This window comes from Streptomyces sp. NPDC023527 (genome assembly GCF_055560115.1).
The window spans coordinates 526199-547043 of the sequence record NZ_JBVHJJ010000001.1 but is presented as its reverse complement, the minus strand read 5'-3'; the positions used below and the strand labels follow the sequence as shown (position 1 = coordinate 547043).

Annotated in this window: 22 protein-coding genes and 1 tRNA gene; 14 read left to right on the top strand and 9 right to left on the bottom strand. The window is 71.0% G+C overall.

Annotation, left to right across the window (positions count from 1 at the left end):
• Positions 1-4: 4 nt before the first annotated feature.
• Both ACZ303_RS02525 and ACZ303_RS02520 read right to left on the bottom strand, forming a co-directional pair.
• Positions 5-1237 carry an HTTM domain-containing protein gene (locus tag ACZ303_RS02525; protein WP_467334258.1) on the bottom strand — a complete coding sequence of 411 codons (1233 nt, stop codon included), beginning with the start codon at positions 1235-1237 and terminating at the stop codon, positions 5-7.
• Complete coding sequence (locus ACZ303_RS02520; RefSeq protein WP_467334256.1) at positions 1234-1920, bottom strand: DUF5819 family protein; 687 nt, start codon at positions 1918-1920, stop codon at positions 1234-1236. The genes ACZ303_RS02525 and ACZ303_RS02520 overlap by 4 nt, the downstream gene beginning before the upstream one ends.
• 191 nt (positions 1921-2111) lie before the next feature.
• On the opposite strand from ACZ303_RS02520, the gene paaA reads away from it, so the two are divergent.
• The 6 genes from paaA (at position 2112) to ACZ303_RS02490 (ending at position 7033) form a co-directional block, all read left to right on the top strand.
• Positions 2112-3074 carry a 1,2-phenylacetyl-CoA epoxidase subunit PaaA gene (gene paaA / locus ACZ303_RS02515; RefSeq protein ID WP_467334254.1) on the top strand — a complete coding sequence of 321 codons (963 nt, stop codon included), beginning with the start codon at positions 2112-2114 and terminating at the stop codon, positions 3072-3074.
• Positions 3071-3358 (top strand): 1,2-phenylacetyl-CoA epoxidase subunit PaaB, encoded by a 288-nt coding sequence (paaB, locus tag ACZ303_RS02510; RefSeq protein ID WP_467334252.1) that lies wholly within the window; start codon positions 3071-3073, stop codon positions 3356-3358. The genes paaA and paaB overlap by 4 nt, the downstream gene beginning before the upstream one ends.
• Positions 3355-4107: a 1,2-phenylacetyl-CoA epoxidase subunit PaaC gene (gene paaC / locus ACZ303_RS02505; RefSeq protein ID WP_467334250.1), complete on the top strand. Its 753-nt coding sequence runs from the start codon at positions 3355-3357 to the stop codon at positions 4105-4107. Before paaB ends, paaC begins: the two co-directional genes overlap by 4 nt.
• Positions 4101-4601: a 1,2-phenylacetyl-CoA epoxidase subunit PaaD gene (paaD, locus tag ACZ303_RS02500; RefSeq protein ID WP_467334248.1), complete on the top strand. Its 501-nt coding sequence runs from the start codon at positions 4101-4103 to the stop codon at positions 4599-4601. The genes paaC and paaD overlap by 7 nt, the downstream gene beginning before the upstream one ends.
• Complete coding sequence (locus tag ACZ303_RS02495; RefSeq protein WP_467334247.1) at positions 4602-5690, top strand: 2Fe-2S iron-sulfur cluster-binding protein; 1089 nt, start codon at positions 4602-4604, stop codon at positions 5688-5690.
• Between the two features lie 203 nt (positions 5691-5893).
• Positions 5894-7033 (top strand): acyl-CoA dehydrogenase family protein, encoded by a 1140-nt coding sequence (locus ACZ303_RS02490; RefSeq protein ID WP_467334245.1) that lies wholly within the window; start codon positions 5894-5896, stop codon positions 7031-7033.
• A 12-nt stretch (positions 7034-7045) separates the two neighbouring features.
• Here the strand turns inward: ACZ303_RS02490 and ACZ303_RS02485 are convergent, their stop codons facing one another.
• From ACZ303_RS02485 to ACZ303_RS02470, 4 genes are all read right to left on the bottom strand, one after another.
• A complete protein-coding gene (locus tag ACZ303_RS02485) occupies positions 7046-7393 on the bottom strand; it encodes a rhodanese-like domain-containing protein (protein ID WP_467334243.1) in 348 nt (115 codons plus the stop codon).
• Positions 7394-7415: 22 nt separating this feature from the next.
• Positions 7416-8225, bottom strand: a complete 810-nt coding sequence (locus ACZ303_RS02480; RefSeq protein WP_467334608.1) for a J domain-containing protein — start codon at positions 8223-8225, stop codon at positions 7416-7418.
• A 200-nt stretch (positions 8226-8425) separates the two neighbouring features.
• A complete protein-coding gene (locus tag ACZ303_RS02475) occupies positions 8426-9838 on the bottom strand; it encodes a DUF2252 domain-containing protein (protein ID WP_467334241.1) in 1413 nt (470 codons plus the stop codon).
• A 72-nt stretch (positions 9839-9910) separates the two neighbouring features.
• Positions 9911-10990 carry an ABC-2 transporter permease gene (locus tag ACZ303_RS02470; RefSeq protein WP_467334239.1) on the bottom strand — a complete coding sequence of 360 codons (1080 nt, stop codon included), beginning with the start codon at positions 10988-10990 and terminating at the stop codon, positions 9911-9913.
• A gap of 196 nt (positions 10991-11186) precedes the next feature.
• Between ACZ303_RS02470 and ACZ303_RS02465 the strand changes: the two genes are divergently transcribed.
• Positions 11187-11579 carry a MarR family winged helix-turn-helix transcriptional regulator gene (locus ACZ303_RS02465; RefSeq protein ID WP_467334606.1) on the top strand — a complete coding sequence of 131 codons (393 nt, stop codon included), beginning with the start codon at positions 11187-11189 and terminating at the stop codon, positions 11577-11579.
• Here ACZ303_RS02465 and ACZ303_RS02460 read toward each other — a convergent pair.
• Positions 11572-11931: a winged helix-turn-helix transcriptional regulator gene (locus tag ACZ303_RS02460; RefSeq protein WP_467334237.1), complete on the bottom strand. Its 360-nt coding sequence runs from the start codon at positions 11929-11931 to the stop codon at positions 11572-11574. The two genes, ACZ303_RS02465 and ACZ303_RS02460, sit on opposite strands and share 8 nt — an antisense overlap.
• A gap of 149 nt (positions 11932-12080) precedes the next feature.
• Here ACZ303_RS02460 and ACZ303_RS02455 point away from each other — a divergent pair, with 149 nt between their 5' ends.
• Together ACZ303_RS02455 and ACZ303_RS02450 are read left to right on the top strand one after the other, a co-directional pair.
• Positions 12081-12731: an FMN-dependent NADH-azoreductase gene (locus ACZ303_RS02455; protein ID WP_467334235.1), complete on the top strand. Its 651-nt coding sequence runs from the start codon at positions 12081-12083 to the stop codon at positions 12729-12731.
• 248 nt (positions 12732-12979) lie between these two features.
• A complete protein-coding gene (locus ACZ303_RS02450; protein WP_467334233.1) occupies positions 12980-13315 on the top strand; it encodes a helix-turn-helix domain-containing protein in 336 nt (111 codons plus the stop codon).
• 31 nt (positions 13316-13346) lie between these two features.
• Here the strand turns inward: ACZ303_RS02450 and ACZ303_RS02445 are convergent, their stop codons facing one another.
• Entirely contained in the window at positions 13347-14126 is a 780-nt protein-coding gene (locus ACZ303_RS02445) for a hypothetical protein (protein ID WP_467334231.1), read from the bottom strand.
• Between the two features lie 246 nt (positions 14127-14372).
• Positions 14373-14459 (bottom strand) — tRNA-Leu (locus ACZ303_RS02440).
• A gap of 412 nt (positions 14460-14871) precedes the next feature.
• Between ACZ303_RS02440 and ACZ303_RS02435 the strand changes: the two genes are divergently transcribed.
• The 5 genes from ACZ303_RS02435 (at position 14872) to ACZ303_RS02415 (ending at position 20790) form a co-directional block, all read left to right on the top strand.
• A complete protein-coding gene (locus ACZ303_RS02435; protein WP_467334229.1) occupies positions 14872-15732 on the top strand; it encodes an FhaA domain-containing protein in 861 nt (286 codons plus the stop codon).
• Positions 15733-15742: 10 nt separating this feature from the next.
• Positions 15743-16270 (top strand): FHA domain-containing protein FhaB/FipA, encoded by a 528-nt coding sequence (locus ACZ303_RS02430; protein WP_467334228.1) that lies wholly within the window; start codon positions 15743-15745, stop codon positions 16268-16270.
• A gap of 66 nt (positions 16271-16336) precedes the next feature.
• Positions 16337-17872 (top strand): PP2C family protein-serine/threonine phosphatase, encoded by a 1536-nt coding sequence (locus tag ACZ303_RS02425; protein WP_467334226.1) that lies wholly within the window; start codon positions 16337-16339, stop codon positions 17870-17872.
• Between the two features lie 21 nt (positions 17873-17893).
• Positions 17894-19339: an FtsW/RodA/SpoVE family cell cycle protein gene (locus tag ACZ303_RS02420; RefSeq protein WP_467334224.1), complete on the top strand. Its 1446-nt coding sequence runs from the start codon at positions 17894-17896 to the stop codon at positions 19337-19339.
• The gene (locus ACZ303_RS02415) at positions 19336-20790 is read left to right on the top strand and encodes a peptidoglycan D,D-transpeptidase FtsI family protein (RefSeq protein WP_467334222.1); all 1455 of its coding nucleotides are present in this window, start codon (positions 19336-19338) and stop codon (positions 20788-20790) included. The genes ACZ303_RS02420 and ACZ303_RS02415 overlap by 4 nt, the downstream gene beginning before the upstream one ends.
• Positions 20791-20845 lie beyond the last annotated feature (55 nt).

The following is a 20845-nucleotide window of genomic DNA, read 5'->3' as shown; positions in this document are numbered from 1 at the left end:
GTCCTCAGCCTACGAGAGTGCGCGAGGTGACCTCGTCCTCGCGCTGGGCCGGGACCGCGTCCATACGGGTCGGGAGCAGTCTGCCGCCGGCCCGGCCGGCGAGGGCGCCCAGGCGGCGCAGGAAGCCGGTGGGCAGGAAGACCGCGTCCGCCACGATCATCGCGAGCGAGAAGAACGGCAGGCCCAGGGTGACGGCGATGCCGAGGTGCTCGGCCATCATCAGCGCGAGCAGGACGTTCTTGACCCGGCGGTTCAGGAGCGTGAAGGGGAAGGCCACCTGCACGGCGACCGTGCCGTAGCTCAGCAGCAGCACCATGAGCCCGTTGCCGGCGAGGGCGTGGGAGAGCTCGGGCCAGGGCGAGAAGTAGTCGAGGTGCAGCGGGTAGTACAGCGCGGTGCCGTCCTGCCAGCGGGAGCCCTGGATCTTGTACCAGCCCGCCGTGGCGTAGATCAGGCAGACCTCCACCATGATCACCAACAGCGCGGCGTTGTGCAGCAGATGGGCGAACGCGTCCAGGACCGCCCGGGGCTCTCCGGGCGCGTGGCGCCGGACCAGCCACCACAGGCCCTGCACGAGCCACAGCGCCCAGAGCGCGGTGGCCCAGCCGAGGCCGGGCAGCGGGCCGTCGGCCGTCCAGGACACGCCCGTCCGGCCGGGGAAAGTAACCAGGACCAGGGCGATGCCGCAGAGCGTCCACAGCACGATGCCGGTGACGTCCCACTCGGCGGCGCCTCCCTGCTTCCGGCGCCTGGCGCGCCGGGCGTCGAGGGACCAGACCAGGCCGCAGCGGGTGAGGACGGTGTAGAGGGCCATCAGGTGGATGACGTTGTCGCCGCCGTCGCCGAGGAAGACGCTGCGGTTCTGGAGCGACAGCACCCCGATCATGGACAGCACGGACATGGTCCGGGTCCGCCAGCCAAGCATCAACAGCGCGCTCGTGACGATGGCGAAGGCGTAGACGCTCTCGAACCAGAGGTCGCTGTCGGACCACAGCAGGGCGGTGAAGGAGTGGTTGTCGGCGATCAGCCGACGGGCCATGTCCCAGCTCCAGGGGCCGTCGGGCCCGTACATCTCATGGCGGTTGGGCCATTCGCGGAGCAGGAAGCACAGCCAGGTGAAGGAGAGGCCGATCCGGATCACGGCCGTCTGGTAGCGGCCGAGGGAGGAGCCGGTCGCGCGGGCGACGCCGCGCGCGAGCCAGGAGAGGAGGGCCGGGGGAGTCGTGGAGGTGCTCACCGGTTCTTCGCCTCCGGGAGGTCGGCGGTGGTGACCGGCCACCAGGGCAGCACGCGGTAGGCCGGCTTGGCCCCGCCCTTCTCATCGCTCCACGGCGGTGGCGCGACGACGCTGGTCACGGACCGCACCTGGACGCGCTGGACTCTCCGCTCGCCGTACTCGGCACTCAGCCGGAGCGCGGCGATGCGTCGTATGTACTCCTCGGAGAGCCCGCCGCGCAGGCCGCTGGGCTGTTCCCGCGCGTCGTGCGTCGTGGCGTAGAAGTCCCAGGCCCGTCGTATCTCGTTCTGCTGGGTGTGGCTGGGGAGGAGGTTGTGGTGGATGGCGGCACCGTCCTGCGCGGAGAGGTCGCTCCAGGGCGTGAACGTGGAGCGGCCGCCGGTGCCGCTCAGTTCGGCGCGTGCCTGGACGGCGACGTTCTGCTGGAGGGGATTGGGGGCGAAGAACTTCCAGTTCTGCTCGAACTCGGGGTAGATGTAGTCACCAATCGCCTCGGCGTGCTGCTTACTGACCGTGTTCGAGGGCGCCACGTGCAGGAACACCATGGTCAGGTGCACAGCCGTCGCCACGGTCACCACCGCGACACCGGCGGCGATGGCGACGCGCGCCGGAAGGGACAGGCCGGCCACAGTGCCCGGCCCCTCGTCGTCCCGCCGCTCGCCGTGCTCGTCATCCGGCTCCATATCCCGCCCCGTTCCCGCGTGTCACCTGTCGTCCCACCTGTCGTCGTGCACCCCGAACCGTACCCAGGCCGCCCCACAGGGCCCAGCGCGCGGAGGTTATCCACAGGCTTGACACCTCCCGAGCCCACAGCACACCATTGAACCGAACGATCGGTCGGTCGGGAGTTCAACTGAGAGGCAGGGGGCATGCCATGACGATGATGGCGCCGGACGCGGGGTCGTATGAGGCGGTGTTCGACGCCGCCGTGGCCGCCGACGAGCGCATCGAGCCGCGCGACTGGATGCCCGACGCCTATCGGGCCTCGCTCGTCCGGCAGATAGCGCAGCACGCCCACAGCGAGATCATCGGCATGCAGCCCGAGGCCAACTGGATCACCCGGGCCCCCTCCCTCCGGCGCAAGGCCATCCTGATGGCCAAGGTGCAGGACGAGGCGGGCCACGGCCTGTATCTCTACAGCGCCGCCGAGACGCTGGGCACCGGGCGGGACGAGCTGCTCGACAAGCTCCACACGGGCCGCCAGAAGTACTCCTCGATCTTCAACTACCCCACGCTCACCTGGGCGGACGTGGGAGCCATCGGCTGGCTCGTGGACGGCGCCGCGATCACCAACCAGGTCCCGCTGTGCCGCTGCTCCTACGGGCCCTACGCCCGCGCCATGGTCCGCATCTGCAAGGAGGAGTCCTTCCACCAGCGCCAGGGTTACGAGCTGCTGCTCAGCCTGAGCCGGGGCACCGCCGAGCAGCACGCGATGGCGCAGGACGCCGTGGACCGCTGGTGGTGGCCGTCCCTGATGATGTTCGGCCCACCGGACGACGAGTCCGCCCATTCGGCCCAGTCCATGGCCTGGAAGATCAAACGCCACTCCAACGACGAGCTGCGCCAGCGCTTCGTGGACATCTGTGTGCCACAGGCCGCGTCGCTCGGCCTGACCCTCCCCGACCCGGATCTCCGGTGGAACGAGGAGCGCGGGCACCACGACTTCGGCGCCATCGACTGGGACGAGTTCCATCAGGTGCTGCGCGGCAACGGCCCGTGCAACGAACAGCGCATCAACCAGCGGCGGCAGGCCCATGAGGAAGGCGCCTGGGTGCGCGAGGCCGCCGCCGCGTATGCCGGGAAGCACCGCGACACACAGGGGGAGGCAGGGGTATGACCAGCGCTGATTGGCCGCTGTGGGAGGTGTTCGTGCGCAGTCGGCGCGGACTGTCGCACACCCACGCCGGCAGCCTGCACGCACCGGACGCCGAAATGGCGCTGCGCAACGCCCGGGATCTCTACACCCGGCGCTCCGAAGGCGTCTCGATCTGGGTGGTGCCCTCCGCCGGGATCACCGCCTCCTCGCCGGACGAGAAGGACCCCTTCTTCGACCCCGCCGCCGACAAACCCTATCGCCACCCGACCTTCTACGACATCCCGGAGGGGGTGCGTCACCTGTGAGCCAGACCCCCACGAGCACCTCTCCGGCCGCCGCGCCCCTCGTCCCCGCCGGTGCGGCGCTGGCGCTGGGCGACGACGCCCTCGTGCTCTCCCACCGGCTCGGGGAGTGGGCCGGGCACGCGCCCGTCCTGGAGGAAGAGGTCGCGCTCGCCAATATCGCCCTGGACCTGCTCGGCCAGGCCCGGTTCCTCCTCCAGCTCGTCGGCGACGAGGACGAGCTGGCCTATCTCCGCGAGGAGCGCGCCTTCCGCAACGTCCAGCTGGTCGAGCGGCCCAACGGCGACTTCGCCCACACCATCGCCCGGCAGCTGTATTTCTCCACCTACCAGGAGCTGCTCTACGGCCAGTTGGCCACCGGCGACAGCCCCTTCGCCCCCCTCGCCGCGAAGGCCGTCAAGGAAGTGGCCTACCACCGCGACCACGCCGAGCACTGGACGCTGCGGCTCGGCGACGGCACCGAGGAGAGCCACCGGCGCATGCAGACGGCCCTGGACACCCTGTGGCGCTACACGGGAGAGCTCTTCGCACCGGTGGAGGGACTGGACGTCGACACGGCGGCGCTGCGCGACGGCTGGCTGACCCTGATCACCAAGACCGTCCAGCAGGCCACCCTGACCCTTCCGACGGGGCCGCAGGCCGGCGCCTGGACGGCCGGCGCCGGTCGCCAGGGGCTCCACACCGAACCGTTCGGTCGGATGCTCGCGGAAATGCAGCACCTGCACCGCAGCCACCCGGGGGCGTCATGGTGACCGCCGCCCCGACGCCCTTGGAGGAGCGCCTCCGCGAGCTGGCCGGAGCCGTCCCCGACCCGGAGCTCCCCGTGATCACCCTGGCCGAGCTGGGCGTGCTGCGCGGCCTGCACCTCTCCGGCCCCGGCCGGGTCGAGGTGGAACTGACCCCCACCTACACCGGCTGCCCGGCCATCGAGGCCATGGCCGCGGACATCGAGCGGATCCTGCACGAGCACGGCATCCCCGAGGTCGAGGTGCGCACGGTCCTCACACCGGCGTGGTCCACGGACGACATCACGGCCGAAGGCCGCCGCAAGCTCGCGGAGTTCGGGGTGGCGCCACCCCGGCCCAGCGGTCCCGGCGGCCCGGTCCCCGTGTCGCTCGGCATCCGCTGCCCGCACTGCGGATCCACCGACACCACGCTGCTGAGCCGGTTCTCCTCCACCGCCTGCAAGGCCCTGCGCCGGTGCGAGGCGTGCCGCGAACCGTTCGACCACTTCAAGGAGTTGTAGATGGCAGCGGCCCGCCACGGCGCCTTCCACCCGCTGCGGGTGACAGCCGTCGACCCGCTCACCGACGACGCCGTCGCCCTGACGTTCGCCGTGCCCCCCGAGCTGCGCGAGGTCTACCGCTACGCCCCGGGCCAGCACATCTCCGTCCGCCGGAACACGGAGGACGGCGAGATACGCCGCACGTACTCCCTCTGCGGACCTGCCCCGGCCCCGGGCTCCGCCGGGGTGAGCGAGCTGCGGGTGGGGGTGCGGCTCGTCGACGGCGGTGTGTTCTCCACCTACGCCCTCAAGGAGCTCGTGGCGGGGGACACGGTGGAGGTGATGGCCCCGGTCGGGCGGTTCGTCCTCCAGCCGCGCTCCGGACACTTCGCGGCCATCGTCGGCGGAAGCGGGATCACCCCCGTGCTGTCCATCGTCTCCACCCTGCTGGCACGGACGCCCGACGCCCGCTTCTGCCTGATACGCAGCGACCGCACCACCGCCTCGACGATGTTCCTGGAGGAGGTCGCCGACCTCAAGGACCGCTACCCCGACCGCTTCCAGCTCGTGCACGCGCTCTCCCGGGAGGAGCAGCAGGCGGGGCTGCCGTCCGGGCGACTGGACGAGGAACGGCTGAGCACCCTGCTGCCGGCCCTGCTGCCGGTGGAGGCGATCGACGGCTGGTATCTGTGCGGCCCCCATGGCCTGGTGGTCGGGGCCGAGCGGGCACTGAGCGGCCTGGGCGTCGCCCGGGACCGCGTCCATCAGGAGATCTTCCATGTCGAGGACGCCTCGACGGCCGTCCAGCCCACGGCGACGGCGGGCGCCCCCGCCCACAGCACGGTGACCGCGAAGCTGGACGGACGCGGTGGCAGCTGGCCGGTGCGGGAAGGGGAGTCGCTGCTGGAGGCGGTGCTGCGCAACCGCTCCGACGCGCCGTACGCCTGCAAGGGCGGCGTGTGCGGGACGTGCCGGGCGTATCTGGTGTCGGGCGAGGTCCGGATGGACCGCAACTTCGCCCTGGAGCCGGAGGAAGTGGACGCGGGATATGTGCTGGCCTGCCAGTCGCACCCGAAGACGGAGGAGGTCGAGCTGGACTTCGACCGCTGACCGGCACCCGCTACGACGCCGGGCGCCCGCCCACCTGCTCACAGCTGTCGGCTATCCACGCTCGCTCCCCCTCGCCCACCCACACCTGCATACCCTCACCCACTCACCCGCCCGCCATCCCTGTTCCCAATTCCTGCAACCCGTTCTAGATTGACGCACCGTCAGTTCCAGGGCGGCCGACAGCGGTATGCGGGAGGACGGCAGTGGACTTCACCTTCACCGAGGAGCAGCAGGCGGCGGCCGAAGCGGCACGGGCGGTCCTCGCCGGGGTCTCCCCCGACGGCGTACCCAGCCCGGCCCTCACGCGCGGCGCGGTCGCCGAGGACCTCGACCGGGCACTGTGGCGCAAGCTCGCCGACGCCGGCCTGCTGAGCCTGCTCAGCGCGCCCGAACACGGCGGCGCCGGCCTCGGGCCCCTCGCCCTGTGCCTGGTGCTGCGCGAGGCCGGGCAGGTCCTGGCCCGGGTGCCGCTGCTGGAATCCGGTGCGGCCACCCTCGCCCTGAGCGCTCACAGCAGCCCCGTCGCGGCCCGGCTGCTGCCCCGGATCGGCCGGGGCGAGCTGATCGTCACCGTGGCCTCCAACGGCCGCAGCGGCCACGACGCGGCCGAACTCGCCGTCAGCGCCCGTCCGGTGGCGGGCGAGCCGGGCTCATGGGTCCTCGACGGCACGCAGACCGCGGTGCCCTGGGCGCCCACCTCAGATCTGGTACTGCTCCCCGCCCACACCGCCGAAGGGCACGCCGTCCTCGCCCTCGTCCCCCGGGACCACCCCGGCGTCACCCTGGCCGACCAGGTCTCCACCAGCGGTGAGCGGTACGCGGAGGTGCGCCTCGACTCCGTACGCCTCGGCGCCGAGGACATGATCACCACCGAGGGCGCATGGGAGCGGCTCCGTGGGCTCCTCGCCGTGGGCACCTGCGCGCTCGCGCTCGGCGTGGGCACGGCGGTATGCCGGATGACCAGCGAATACACCGGGAAGCGCGAGCAGTTCGGCTTCCCGATCGCCACCTTCCAGGCGGTCGCCGTCCAGGCCGCGGACCGCTATATCGACCTGCGCGCGATGGAGGCCACGCTCTGGCAGGCCGCCTGGCGGCTGGAGTCCGGTGCCGCCGGGCCGCTCCCGGCCGCCGCCGACATCGCCGTCGCCAAGATCTGGGCCTCGGAGGGGGTCCGCCGCATCGCACAGACCGCACAGCACCTGCACGGCGGCTTCGGCGCGGACACCAGCTATGCCCTGCACCGCTATCACGCCTGGGCCAAGCAGCTCGAACTGTCCCTGGGCCCGGCGGCGGCGCACGAGGAGGCGCTGGGCGACCTGCTGGCCGCCCACCCCCTCGGCTGACTCAGCGCTTCGCTAGATGACCGTCCCGGGAGCGCCGCCGCCGTCCACGACCGGGCGGCCGGCGGCCTCCCACACCTGCATCCCGCCGTCGACGTTCACCGCGTCCAGCCCCTGCTGGACGAGGTAGGCGGTGACCTGCGCGGAGCGGCCACCGGAGCGGCAGATGACATTGATCCGGGCGCCCTCGGGCGCCTGCTCCGTGAGCGTGCCGAAGCGGGCGACGAAGTCGCTCATCGGGATGTGGAGCGCGCCCTCGGCGTGCCCGGCCGCCCACTCGTCCTCCTCACGGACGTCGAGCAGGAAGTCGTCGGACGAGAGGGCATCGACGCCGACCGTGGGAACCCCAGAACCAAAGTGCATACCCACGACGCTACCCGACCCGCTATCCGGTCAGCGTCGCCAGATGGGCCTCGCGCTCGGCGACCTGGACGCGCAGCCCCTCGGCGATCTCCTCCAGCAGCCCGTCCGGGTCGTCCGGCGCCATTTTGATCATCGCGCCGATCGCGGAGCCCTCCAGCTCGGCGGCGAGCGCCGCCAGCAGCTCCTTGCGCTGGGCCAGCCACTCCAGCCGCGCGTACAGCTCCTCGGCCCGGCTCGGCCACCGCTCCTCGGGCGCCGGCCCCGCGGCCCATTCCTCGGCCAGCTCCGCCAGCAGCTTCTCGTCACCGCTCGCGTACGCGGCGTTGACCCGCACGATGAACTCCTCGCGCCGCATCCGCTCCGCCTCGTCGCGCGCCAGGTCCGGATGCGCCTTGCGGACCAGCTCGCGGAAGGCCCGGCGGGCCTCGGCGCTGGGCCGCACCCGCTGCGGCGGGCGCACTGGCTGGTCGGTGAGCATCGCCTGCGCCTCGGGCGACAGGCCCTCCGAGTCCATCCAGCCGCCGAGCAGCTCTTCCACACCCGGCAGCGGCTGGGCCAGCGCCCGCGCCTCCCGGGCCCGCTTCAGGTCCTCGGCGTCACCGGTCCGGGCCGCGACGGCCTCCGCGATCAGCGCGTCCAGCTCGTCCAGCCGCGCGTACACCGGGCCGAGACGCTGGTGGTGGAGGCGGGAGAAGTTCTCCACCTCCACCCGGAAGGTCTCCACCGCGATCTCGAACTCGATCAACGCCTGTTCGGCCGTCCGTACGGCCTGCTCAAGGCGGTGGGTGCCCGGTTCCTCGGCGTGCTGGCTGTGCTCGGCTTCCGGTTTCATCACCCGCCCAGCGTACGAGCTCCCACGCGCCCCCGGGGACCGCCGGGTCCGCCCGCCCCCATGGGCCCCAGGGAACCCACACAAAGCCACGCCGGACCCACCACCACGAGACGGCGGAAACCGCTGAAACCGCCGAGCCCCCCGAAAAACCCCGCGCGCCAGGACCGCCCGAAACCCTACGAACCCCGATCCCCCGTCCCCTAAACCCCCATCTCCGCCGCCACCCGCCCGCCCCGCACCGCGGTCACCAGCTCCGCGTGGTCCGCCTCCGCCCGGTCGGCGTAGATCGTCGCGAAGGCCGCGATCGCCTCGTCCAGCTCCTCCGACTTCCCGCAGTACCCGGCCACCAGCCGCGGGTCCGCGCTGTGGGCGTGGGCTCGGGCGAGGAGGGCGCCCGTCATGCGGCCGTAGTCGTCGAGCTCGTCGGGGGCCAGGGCCGCCGGGTCGACGCTCCCCTTGCGGTTGCGGAACTGGCGCACCTGATACGGCCGCCCCTCGACCGTCGCCCACCCGAGCAGCACATCGCTGACCACCTGCATCCGCTTCTGCCCCTGCACCACGCGCCGTCCCTCGTGACCGGCCTCCGGCGCCGGGAAGCCGGCCCTCTCCGCGTGCGCCAGCAGCACGGAGGGACGGGCCTCCTTCACCTGGAGCACCAGCGGCTCCCTCCGGTGGTCCAGGAGCAGCGCCACATACGAACGCAGCCCCACGCTCCCGGTGCCCACCACCCGGAACGCCACGTCCTGCACCTCGTACCGGGCCAGCAGCGGCGCCAGCTCCTCCGGCAGCGTCCCCAGATAGCCGCCCAGGGCCAGGGCGACCGCCGCGGCCTCCGCGTCCGGCACCCGCCGCAGCACCGGCGGGGCGTCCAGGAACCGCAGACCGCCGTCGACCTCCTCCGTCGCCTTCGCCGCGAAGCGGGCGCTGGTGTTCCGGCGGGCCTTCGCCTCCACCTTCTCCAGGGTGCCCAGCAGCTCCCGGGCGTCCGCGTGCGAGACGAGCCGCTCGTCGGCGATGGCGTTCCAGGCGTCCGCGACCGGCATCCTGGCCAGCAGCCGCATCGTGCGCCGGTACGAGCCCACCGCGTCCCGCGCCGCCGCCCGGCAGGTGTCCTCGTCCGCGCCCGCCTCCCGGCCGGCCAGCACCAGTGACACGGCGAGCCGCTTCACGTCCCATTCCCACGGCCCGCGCAGGGTCTCGTCGAAGTCGTTGAGGTCCATGACGATCCCGCCGCGGGCGTCCCCATAGAGCCCGAAGTTGGCAGCGTGGGCGTCACCGCAGATCTGCGCGCCCACCCCCGTCACGGCCGTCCCCACCAGGTCGTACCCCATCAGCCCGGCCGAGCCGCGCAGGAAGGCGAAGGGGGAGGCGGCCATCCGGCCGGCCCGTATCGGCGTCAGCTCGGGCAGCCGGCCCGCGTTCGACGCCTCGACCACGGAGACCGCGTCCGGGCGACCCGCGTCGGCATTCCACTCGGCGTGCGCGGCACGCGGAATCCGCGTCCGCAGCGCCTTGCCCACCGCCTTCGGCGACCCGGCACCGGCTCCGGCCCCGCCGACCGCGGAGCCCTCCGCCGATCCCGCGAACCCCGGTACGTACGGCAGTCGCGCCATCGCGCGCCCCCTCCCCCATCACGCCCACGCCACGCCAACCGCTCCGAACCTACCGCCCGCCACCGACAACGGTCAGACCCCGACCGCTTCCTCCATCTCCTCCTCCGTCTCCCCTTCGCCCTCCCCGGCTCCGGCGGAACCGGAGCGGCGGGACCGGCCCGCCTCCACGGCCCAGGCGACCCCGACGACCGCCGCGCCGGCCACCAGCCACAACACGAGCCTGCCCACGTAGCCGCCCAGCCCGGCACCGTCGAAGTAGACGAGGCTCCTGGTCCCCTCCATGAACCCGGCACCGTTCCAGAATCCGTGCAGCCCGGCGAAGAAGCCGTTCTGGAGTTCGGGCCGGAAGATCCCGCCGGAGCTGGTGAAGTTGAGCATCACGAACAGCACCATCACGCCCAGCGTCGTCCACCGCTTGAGGAAGGTGTGCAGGCCGGTGCCGATGAGCAGGATGCCCGCGGAGTAGATCCAGGCCAGGCCCCACAGCCCCCACAGCCCGTGGTCGACCAGGTGGAAGACGGGCCCGGCGAAGGCCGCCCCGATCAGGCTCACCACCAGCGACATCCCGGCCGCCAGCAGCGCGCGCAGCCGCATCGGCAGCACCGCTCCCGCGCCGCCGATCACCGCGACCGAGGCGTACGACCCGATGCTGAGCGCGACGAGCAGGAAGAAGAGCCCCTGCCCGGTCGGGTCGCCCTCGGCCGTCGGCACGACGTCGCTCACCTTCAGCGGAGCCCCGTCGTGGGCCGCGACCTGGGTGAAGACCTTCTGCACGGCCGCGGCGCTGGTGTCCGATCCGGCGGAGGCGACCAGCAGTTCCGGCGCGTGTCCCCGGCCGGTCGACGGCACGTACGCGCCGAAGACGTCCTGCGCCTTGAGCTGCCACACCGCCTCGTCCCGGTCGGCGACGGTACGGACGGCGAGGTCGCCTCCGGCCTTGTCGTCGAGCGTCCGCGCCAGCGTGTGGGCGCTCGCCTCCGTGCCCACGATCGCGACCGGCATCTCGTGCGGCGACGGTTCGACGAAGGCGCCCAGATAGGCCAGCCCCATGCCGACGCACATCAGCAAGGGGGTGAGCAGATGGGTCAGTACGTGGCGCAGCGCGGCCCCATGGCCGGGGGCGTGCGCCGCGTGGGCGGGGGCGGAACTCATGGGTGACCTCACAGAAACTACTTGGCTTATACAACTTTCTCTTCTAGGTGTACTGTACAACCATTAGCCGAAGGGAGCCACCGTGCCGGAACAGGACGGGTCGGCCGCGTCAGAACAGGACGGGTCGGCCGTGCCGGAACAGGACGAGTCGGCCGAGCCGCACCAGGACGCGTCAGTGGAGATCATCCAGCGCGAGATGACCGCCTTCGCGCGCCGGGCGCGCGCCGCCGCCGCGCGGACGCATCCCGAGCTCTCGCTGGTCGCCTTCACGCTCCTGGCACACCTGGAGGACCGGCGCGGCTGCCGTGCGACCGATCTCGCGGCCCACTACCTGCTGGACAAGTCCACCGTCAGCCGGCAGGTCGCCGCCCTGGAACGGCTCACCCTGGTCGAGCGCCACCCGGACCCCGAGGACCACCGCGTCCAGGTGTTGCGCCTCACGACCCGCGGGGCCGAGACGCTCGCGCAGGCGACCACCAGCCGCAAGGCGGCCTTCCGGGAGCGCCTGGGCGACTGGGACGAGGCCGACCTCTCCCGCTTCGCCGGCTATCTGCTGCGCTACAACGCCGCGCAGGCGCGGTTCAGCTGAACTCGCGCGGACACGTGGGGTCGTTCGCCAGGTACTTCGACGCCCACCGCCCCAACTCCTTCAGCGCGGGCTCCATCGCCTCGCCCGCCTCGGTCAGCCGGTAGGCGACGCGCAGCGGAGGTCCGGCGTCCACCTCGCGTACGAGCAGACCGGCCGCGGCCAGCTCGGTGAGCCGGTCCGACAGCATGCGTTCGCTGATCCCCGGAATGGCCCGCCGCAGCTCGGAGAAGTAGACCCGGCCCGGCAACAGGGTGGCCACGATCAGGCCCGTCCAGCGCTTCCCGAACAGCTCGAAGACACGCGTCATGCCTACGTCGACGCTCTTGCACGCCCGCTCGCTGTGGTCCGCCATGGCTCCAGCGTACTGCGCCGCCTTCAGTCGCTGCAAAAAAGTAAGCTACTATGCTATTAATAGTTGCGTACAGAACTACATTCCGTACGCCCCCCTCAGGGCACCGCACCCGCTCTCGCGGTGACGCGCCCACCCCCTTGGAGATCCCCATGGCCACGCTTCTGCACCTCGACTCCTCCGCCCTGCCGCAGGGCTCCGCCTCGCGCGACGTCACCGCCGCCTTCCGCAAGGCGTGGGAGGAGCAGCACCCGGAGGGCACGGTCGTCTACCGCGACCTCGCCGCCGACCCGCTGCCGCACATCGACGCGGCGACCATCACCGCCTCGTTCACCGACCCGGCCGACCGCACGGAGGCCCAGAAGGCGGGCATCGCCCTGCGCACGCGGCTGGCCGAGGAGCTCGAGAGCGCGGACGCGGTGCTGATCGGCACCCCCATGTACAACTTCACGATCCCCTCCACCCTCAAGGCGTGGCTGGACCACGTGATCATCATGGGCCGCACGGCCGGCGTCGAGAATCCCCCCGCCGCCGGTACGCCCGTCACCGTCGTCGCCAGCCGCGGCGGTTCGTACGCGGCCGGCACCCCCCGCGAGGGCTTCGACTTCGTGACCACCTACCTGGAGAAGGCCCTCGGCGACATGCTCGGCCTGGAGGTCGACTTCGTCATCCCCGAGCTGACGCTGGCCCGTACGGTGCCCGCGATGGCCGCCCTGGTCGAGAAGTCGGACGCCTCCCGCGCCCAGGCGCACGAGGACGCCGCCGCCAAGGGCAAGGCCCTCGCCGCACGCCTCGCCGGCTGAACGCCCGTACCCCCAGGGCTCGTCACACGGCCGGCCCCGCACGGTGGAACCGGGGACCGAACCCCGGTTCAGCCGCAGTCTGGCCGAAATCGACCGTTTGCCGTGTCATCCCTGGTCATCAGGTGGTCAAGAGTCACCAACAGCGGCAGTGGCGCAATCTTTAGCCGAATGCGGGCTTTTAGTTAAGCCTAAAGGTGGCATCCTCTCTACAAGAGCCGTCCTGCGGCATCACGACTCTGGGGGTAAGCATGGCTTGGCGCAACGGTACGGAGCGCAGTCGCTCGGCTGACTTGACCGGCGCCCGCCTGGCGCGCCATGCGACGGCCTCCCTGGCCGGACTTCTCGCCGAACGGGGCATGTCCCGCAAGGAATTGGCGGACTGCATCGGCGTCTCGCCCGGCAGGGTCAGCCAAATCCTGTCCGGGGACGAGAATTTGACCATGCGTTCCCTCGCGGCCGTGGCGGACGCCCTCGACCTCAAGGTGGAGATCTCCTTCCGCGAACCGACGCCGTCCGAGATCCGCGAGCCCATGGAGTCCGCACAGCCCGAGTGCGTACGCCCCTTGGCGCGCTCCCACCGCTGACGCCCGCGCGGACCACCTACGCGCAGGGCCCTCAGCCCACCCCCGGTGCCGCGACCGTCTCCCAGGCGGGCTGCCGTCGCAGCTCCAGGATCCTCTTGTCGTCGCTGCGCTTGCCGTGGGCGTGCGCCAGGTCGAGCAGATACGTGCAGTAGTGCTCCGCCTCGGCGAACGCCCTGCGGGCCTGCCGCAGCTCCTCACGCGTCCGTTCCCGGACCTGCTGCTGGCAAGCCTTCTCGATCTTCGTCTCGATGGTGATCCACTTTTGCGCCGCGGTCCGCACGTCCCGGTGCCGCTCCAGGATCTCCCGCTTGAGGATGCCGCGGCTCCGGCCCGTACGCCCCGGGGCGTCGACGCGCGCCAGCAGATGCGCGCGGAGCCGGTCGGCGAAGGCGTCGAGGTCCCAGCAGTCCTGAAAGCCACTGGCCATGCGATGGGACCACTCGGCGCGATCGGTCTGCAGACGCAGCGCCAGGCTGTTCAGCAGCAGGGAATCGCCCAGGGTGACGATCGCCATGAGGGGATGCTCACCGGACTGCTCCAGCTTCCGCTTGGGGACGAGCCCGAGCCCCGCCACCGCGCCCACGGCGGCCGGCGGCACGCTCGACGCGTGGGGTAAGAGGAGTCCGCTGGCCAGGGCCGCCATGCCGGAGGTCCACAGCACCACCGCGACCGCCGACGCCGCCGCCCGGACCGTGCCCAGCAGCCGTCCGTCCTCACGGAAGCGCCAGACCAGGCACACCCACGTCACAGGCGCGCAGACGGCCGCGGGCAGCACCCACTGCGTCAGTACGGACGACTGATCCCACGCCACAGCGTCCCCCATTCCGGTTGCAGACGAGGCTCCCCCACGACACCGGACACGACGCTCTTCACACAGCGCCCCAGCGCGACTACGGAACGATGTTCCCACCACGGCCACTACCGCGTGCAACGTTCCGGCCAAGCTCTCGCGCATCAGCCGTCGATCGACCGCACTCCGGCCGAAAAACACACACAAAAGCGAGACGGACCCCTCCCAGTGACTGATGTCACTCGGAGGGGTCCGTCTCGTACCTCATGGTGCGCGAGGGGGGAGTTGAACCCCCACGCCCTTTCGGGCACTGGAACCTGAATCCAGCGCGTCTGCCTATTCCGCCACCCGCGCATGGGTGTTGTCTTCAGTCTTCCCGCGCTCTCCCCCGGACTCTTCGTCCTGGGTCTTGCGCGTTCGCCTTCCGACACGGAGAACATTAGCACGGTGTCGAGGGTGCCTTCACACCCGTTTCCATGGCTCCCCGCAGGCCGGACCCATGAGGGCCGTCGGGCCCGCCGGACAGCCGTCGGACCCGGGGGGCCGGTGAGGAGCGCACCGGTTGCGGGACACTGACTCGCGGCCGCCTCTACGATCCCTAGTGAAGGCGGTGCGAAGGCGACATCAGGGCACCATGAAGGCGACACTCGTCACTCCTGGCGCCGAAGGGGAACCAGCCGATTTCCCGACGCGTGGATACGATCAGTAAGCAGTATCAGGAACGACACCGAGCATCAGGAACGTCACTGAGGGAAGGAGGTGCCCCGTGGGAGTACTGAAGCGCTTCGAGCAGCGTCTCGAAGGTCTCGTGAACGGCACCTTCGCCAAGGTGTTCAAGTCCGAGGTACAGCCGGTCGAGATCGCGGGCGCGCTCCAGCGGGAGTGCGACAACAACGCCACCATCTGGAACCGTGACCGCACCGTCGTCCCCAATGACTTCATCGTGGAGCTGAGCGCCCCGGACTTCGAGCGCCTCAGCCCCTATTCCGGGCAGCTCGGCGACGAGCTGGCCGGCATGGTCCGCGACTACGCCAAGCAGCAGCGGTACACCTTCATGGGGACCATCAAGGTTCACCTGGAGAAGGCGGACGACCTCGACACCGGTCTCTACCGGGTGCGCAGCCGCACCCTCGCGGCCAGCGAGTCCCAGGACCCGCAGGCCCGCCCGGCCTCGCCGCGCCCCGGCGCCGGCGGCGCCGTCACCCAGGGTGGCGGCGGCTATCCGGCGCCGCCGGCCGGGCTCCCGCCCATGCCGGCGTCCCCGCCGCCCGGCGCGGCACCGCCAGGGCGCCCCGTGCCCCGTACGGGCGCGCCCGGCCCCGCGGCCGGACCCGCGTCCGGCGGCCAGACCCGGCGCTGGATCGAGATCAACGGCACCCGCCACCAGATCTCCCGCCCCACCCTGGTGCTGGGTCGCAGTACCGAAGCGGACGTACGGATCGACGACCCCGGCGTCTCCCGCCGGCACTGCGAAATCCGGGTCGGCACCCCCGCGACGATCCAGGACCTGGGGTCGACCAACGGCATCGTGGTGGACGGGCAGCACACCACGCGCGCTACGCTCCGCGACGGCTCACGCATCGTCGTGGGCAGCACCACCATCGTTTATCGGCAAGCCGAAGGGTGAAGCGGGGGCAATGTCAGAGCTGACCCTCACGGTCATGCGGTTGGGTTTCCTCGCCGTACTGTGGCTGTTCGTCATCGTGGCCGTACAGGTCATCCGCAGCGACCTCTTCGGCACGCGCGTGACCCAGCGCGGCTCGCGCCGCGGCGGCCCGGACCGACAGCCGCAGCGCGCGCAGCAGACCGCACCGCCGCAGCAGCGCCAGCAGCAGGCCGGCGGCCGCCGGGCCGATCGCGGGCGCCGCGGCGCGCCCACCAAGCTGGTGGTCTCCGAAGGCACGCTCACCGGGACCACGGTGGCCCTCCAGGGCCAGACCATCTCCCTGGGCCGTGCGCACGACTCCACGATCGTGCTGGACGACGACTACGCCTCCAGCAGGCATGCCAGGATCTATCCGGACCGCGACGGCCAGTGGATCGTCGAGGACCTCGGTTCGACCAACGGCACCTATCTCGACCGGACCCGGCTGACCACCCCGACCCCGATCCCGCTCGGTGCGCCGATCCGCATCGGCAAGACCGTCATCGAGCTGCGGAAGTAGTAGGACCATGACGACCGGAGGGTGGGCACCGTGCGGATGTACCCGGAGCCGACGGGCGAGGTGCGCATGAGTCTGTCACTGCGCTTCGCCGCCGGATCGCACAAGGGCATGATCCGGGAGGGCAACGAGGACTCCGGTTACGCCGGCCCCCGGCTGCTCGCCATCGCCGACGGCATGGGCGGCCAGGCCGCGGGCGAGGTCGCCTCCTCGGAGGTGATCTCCACCCTGGTGACGCTCGACGACGACGTCCCGGGCTCCGACATCCTCACCTCCCTCGGCACCGCCGTGCAGCGGGCCAACGACCAGCTGCGCGTCATGGTCGAGGAGGACCCGCAGCTGGAGGGGATGGGCACCACCCTCACCGCCCTGCTGTGGACCGGCCAGCGGCTCGGCCTCGTACACGTCGGCGACTCGCGCGCGTACCTGCTGCGCGACGGCGTGCTGACCCAGATCACCCAGGACCACACCTGGGTGCAGCGGCTGGTCGACGAGGGCCGGATCACCGAGGAGGAGGCCACCACCCACCCGCAGCGCTCCCTGCTGATGCGCGCGCTGGGCAGTGGCGACCACGTGGAGCCGGATCTGTCGATCCGCGAGGTCCGCGCCGGTGACCGTTATCTCATCTGCTCCGACGGGCTCTCCGGCGTCGTCAGCCATCAGACGATGGAGGAGACGCTCGCCAGCTACCAGGGTCCCCACGAGACGGTCCAGGACCTCATCCAGCTCGCCCTGCGCGGCGGCGGCCCGGACAACATCACCTGCATCGTCGCCGACGTCCTCGACGTCGACGGCGGCGACACCCTGGCCGGGCAGCTCAACGACACGCCCGTGATCGTCGGGGCGGTCGCCGAGAACCAGCTCCAGCTGGGCGACGACGGCGTCATGCAGACCCCGGCCGGCCGCGCCGCCGAGCACGCCCGCGCCAACCGGCCCGTACCGCCGCAGGGCCCCGGCGCGCCGGGAGGCGGCTTCGGCCCGCCCGGCAGCGGCGACGCGGGCATGGGCGGGGTGCCGGACGGCTCGTTCGGCGCGTTCATGGACGAGGACTTCGTCAAGCCCCCGCGCCGCGGCAGGTGGATCAAGCGGACGGTCATCTTCGCGATCGCGCTCGGTATCGTCGCCGGCGGCCTCTACGGCGGCTACAGCTGGACCCAGACGCAGTACTTCGTGGGTGCCAAGGACGACCAGCACGTGGCCGTCTACCAGGGCATCAACCAGGATCTCGCCTGGGTGAGCCTGAGCAAGCTCTACAAGGACCACCCCGAGATCGAACTCAAGTACCTCCCGGACGACCAGCGCGCCCGCGTCGAGAGCACCATCGCGCTCGACAGCCGGGACAAGGCCGAACAGAAGGCCAAGGAGCTGGGCGTCCTCGCCAGCGCCTGCAAGAAGCAGGACGAGCGGCGCAAGGCCGAGCAGCGGCAGCGGGAGCAGGAGAAGCAGAACGGCGAGCGGGTCGGCGGCGCCGTGGGCGATGTCGCCAAGGACCCCCGGTCCGAGGCCAAGCCGAACGCCGTCACGCCCACTCCCACGCCCAGCCCGGGCCCCACCCTCACCCAGGAAGAGCAGGACGTGGCCCCGCAGTGCAGCACTCAGCAGTGAAGCCGTAGGGGGCCACAACTCATGTCAGCCATGCCATCTTCGCCGAGCACCACCACCACGACCACGATCAGCACCGTGGGCCCGCCCAGCAGGCGCAACACCGAGCTGGCGCTGCTCGCCTTCGCGGTGATCATCCCGTGCTTCGCGTACGCGAACGTCGGGCTCGCCCTCAACGGCGAGATGCCCTCCGGCATGCTCGGCTACGGGCTCGGCCTGGGCCTGCTCGCCGGCGTGGGCCACGTGGTGGTGCGTAAGTTCGCCAAGTACGCCGATCCGCTGCTGCTGCCGCTGGCCACCCTGCTCAACGGGCTCGGCCTGGTGATGATCTGGCGGCTGGACCAGTCGGAGCGTCTCGCGCGCCTGGCCAAGATGCAGGGCTTCACGTTCCAGGCGTCCGCGCCGAACCAGCTGCTCTTCTCGGCTCTGGGCATCGCGCTGTTCGTGGCCGTCACGATCTTCCTGAAGGACCACCGCATCCTCCAGCGCTACACCTACATCTCCATGGTGGTCGCGCTGGTCCTGCTCATCGCCCCGGTCTTCTTCCCCGGCAAGTTCGGCGCCAAGATCTGGATCGTCATCCCGGGCCTCGGCTCGATCCAGCCCGGTGAGTTCGCGAAGATCATCCTGGCGATCTTCTTCGCCGGCTATCTGATGGTGAAGCGCGACGCCCTGGCGCTGGCCAGCCGCCGCTTCATGGGGCTCTACCTGCCGCGCGGCCGCGATCTCGGCCCGATCCTCGCCGTCTGGGCGTTCAGCCTGGTCATCCTCGTCTTCGAGACCGACCTGGGCTCCTCGCTGCTGTTCTTCGGCATGTTCGTCGTAATGCTGTACGTCGCCACCGAGCGCACCAGCTGGATCGTCTTCGGTCTGCTGATGTCCGCGGGCGGCGCGGCCGTGGTCGGCTCGGTCGAGCCGCACGTCAAGGTCCGTGTGATGGCCTGGCTGCACCCCTTCGCGGTCTACGACACGCCGCGCCCGTCCTGGGCCACCACCGAGCAGATCGCGCAGGCCCTCTTCGCGTTCGGCTCCGGCGGCGTCTTCGGTACGGGCTGGGGCCAGGGCTCCTCCGACCTGATCCAGTTCGCCGCCAACTCCGACTTCATCTTCGCCTCCTTCGGCGAGGAGCTGGGGCTGGCCGGCGCCATGGGGCTGCTGCTGATCTACGGCCTGATCGTCGAGCGCGGCGTGCGCACCGCGCTGGCCGCCCGCGACCCCTTCGGCAAGCTGCTCGCCACGGGTCTTTCCGCCGCCTTCGGCATCCAGGTCTTCGTCGTCGCCGGCGGCGTCATGGGCCTGATCCCGCTGACCGGTATGACCATGCCGTTCCTCGCGGCGGGCGGCTCGTCCGTCATCGCCAACTGGGCCCTGATCGCCATCCTGATCAAGATCAGCGATACCGCGCGCCGCCCGGCACCGGCCCCCGCACCGTCCCCCGACGCCGAGATGACCCAGGTGGTCCGCCCGTGAACAAGCCCGTGCGCCGGATCGCCATCTTCTGTGGTCTGCTCGTCCTGGCCCTGCTGATCCGCGACAACTGGATCCAGTTCGTCCAGGCCGACGAGCTCAAGACGCACAAGAAGAACCGCCGCGTCGACATCGCCCGCTACAGCCAGCCGCGCGGCAACATCATCGTCGACGGCCAGCCCATCACCGGCTCCCAGGAGACCGGCGGCGTCGACTTCAAGTACAAGCGGACGTACAAGAACGGCGAGATGTGGGCGCCGGTCGTCGGCCGCTCCTCGCAGGTCTACGGGGCCACCCAGCTGGAGAACCTCTACGACCGGGTGCTCATCGGCGACGACGACCGCCTGTTCTTCAACCGCACCGTCGACATGATCACGGGCAAGGGCAAGAAGGGCGGTGACGTGATCACCACCCTGAACTCCAAGGCCCAGGAAGCCGCCTTCAAGGGCCTGGGTGACAAGAAGGGCGCCGTCGCCGCCCTCGACCCGCGCACCGGCAAGATCCTCGCCCTGGCGTCCACCCCCTCGTACGACCCGTCGAAGATCGCAGGTGCGAACGACGGCGAGGAGTGGACGAAGCTGGACAAGGACAAGAACCAGCCGATGCTCAACCGGGCGCTGCGGCAGACCTACCCGCCCGGCTCCACCTTCAAGGTCGTCACGGCCGCCGCGGCGCTGGAGAACGGCCTGTACAAGGACGTCGACTCCAAGACCGACTCCCCGCTGCCGTGGACGCTGCCGGACACGGTCACCGAGCTGAAGAACGAGGGCAACATCCCCTGCAAGGACGCCTCGCTGCGGGTGGCCCTCCAGTACTCCTGCAACACCGTCTTCGGCAAGGTCAGCGCCGACCTCGGCAACAAGAAGATGATGGACGAGGCCGCGAAGTTCGGCTTCAACAACAAGCAGATCCTCACGCCCGTCCGCGCCGAGGAGAGCGTCTACCCCAAGGACAACCGGCCGCAGAACGCCATGGCCGGCATCGGTCAGGCGTCCAACCGCGCCACGCCGCTCCAGATGGCCATGGTGGCCGCCGCGGTCGCCAACAACGGCAAGCTCATGGAGCCGTACATGGTCGACAAGGTGCGCGCGCCCAACCTGAACGTCATCGAGACGCACCAGCCCAAGGAGATGTCGCAGCCGGTCTCCCGGGAGAACGCGCAGAAGCTCCAGTCGATCATGGAGACTGTGGTCGAGAAGGGCACCGGCAAGAACGCCCAGATCGACAACGTCACGGTCGGCGGCAAGACCGGAACCGCCCAGCACGGTGTGGACAACAGCGGCAACCCCTACGCGTGGTTCATCTCCTACGCCAAGACGGACAACGGCTCGCCGGTCGCCGTCGCGGTCGTGATCGAGGGTTCGGACACCGTCCGTGACGACATCGCCGGTGGCGCGCTCGCCGCGCCGGTCGCGAAGAGCGTCATGGAGGCGGTGCTCAAGACGTCGAAGTGACGCCGTTCACCGCCGCACCCGAGCGCCGCGGGTGACGGTACCGGTCGTGTATCAG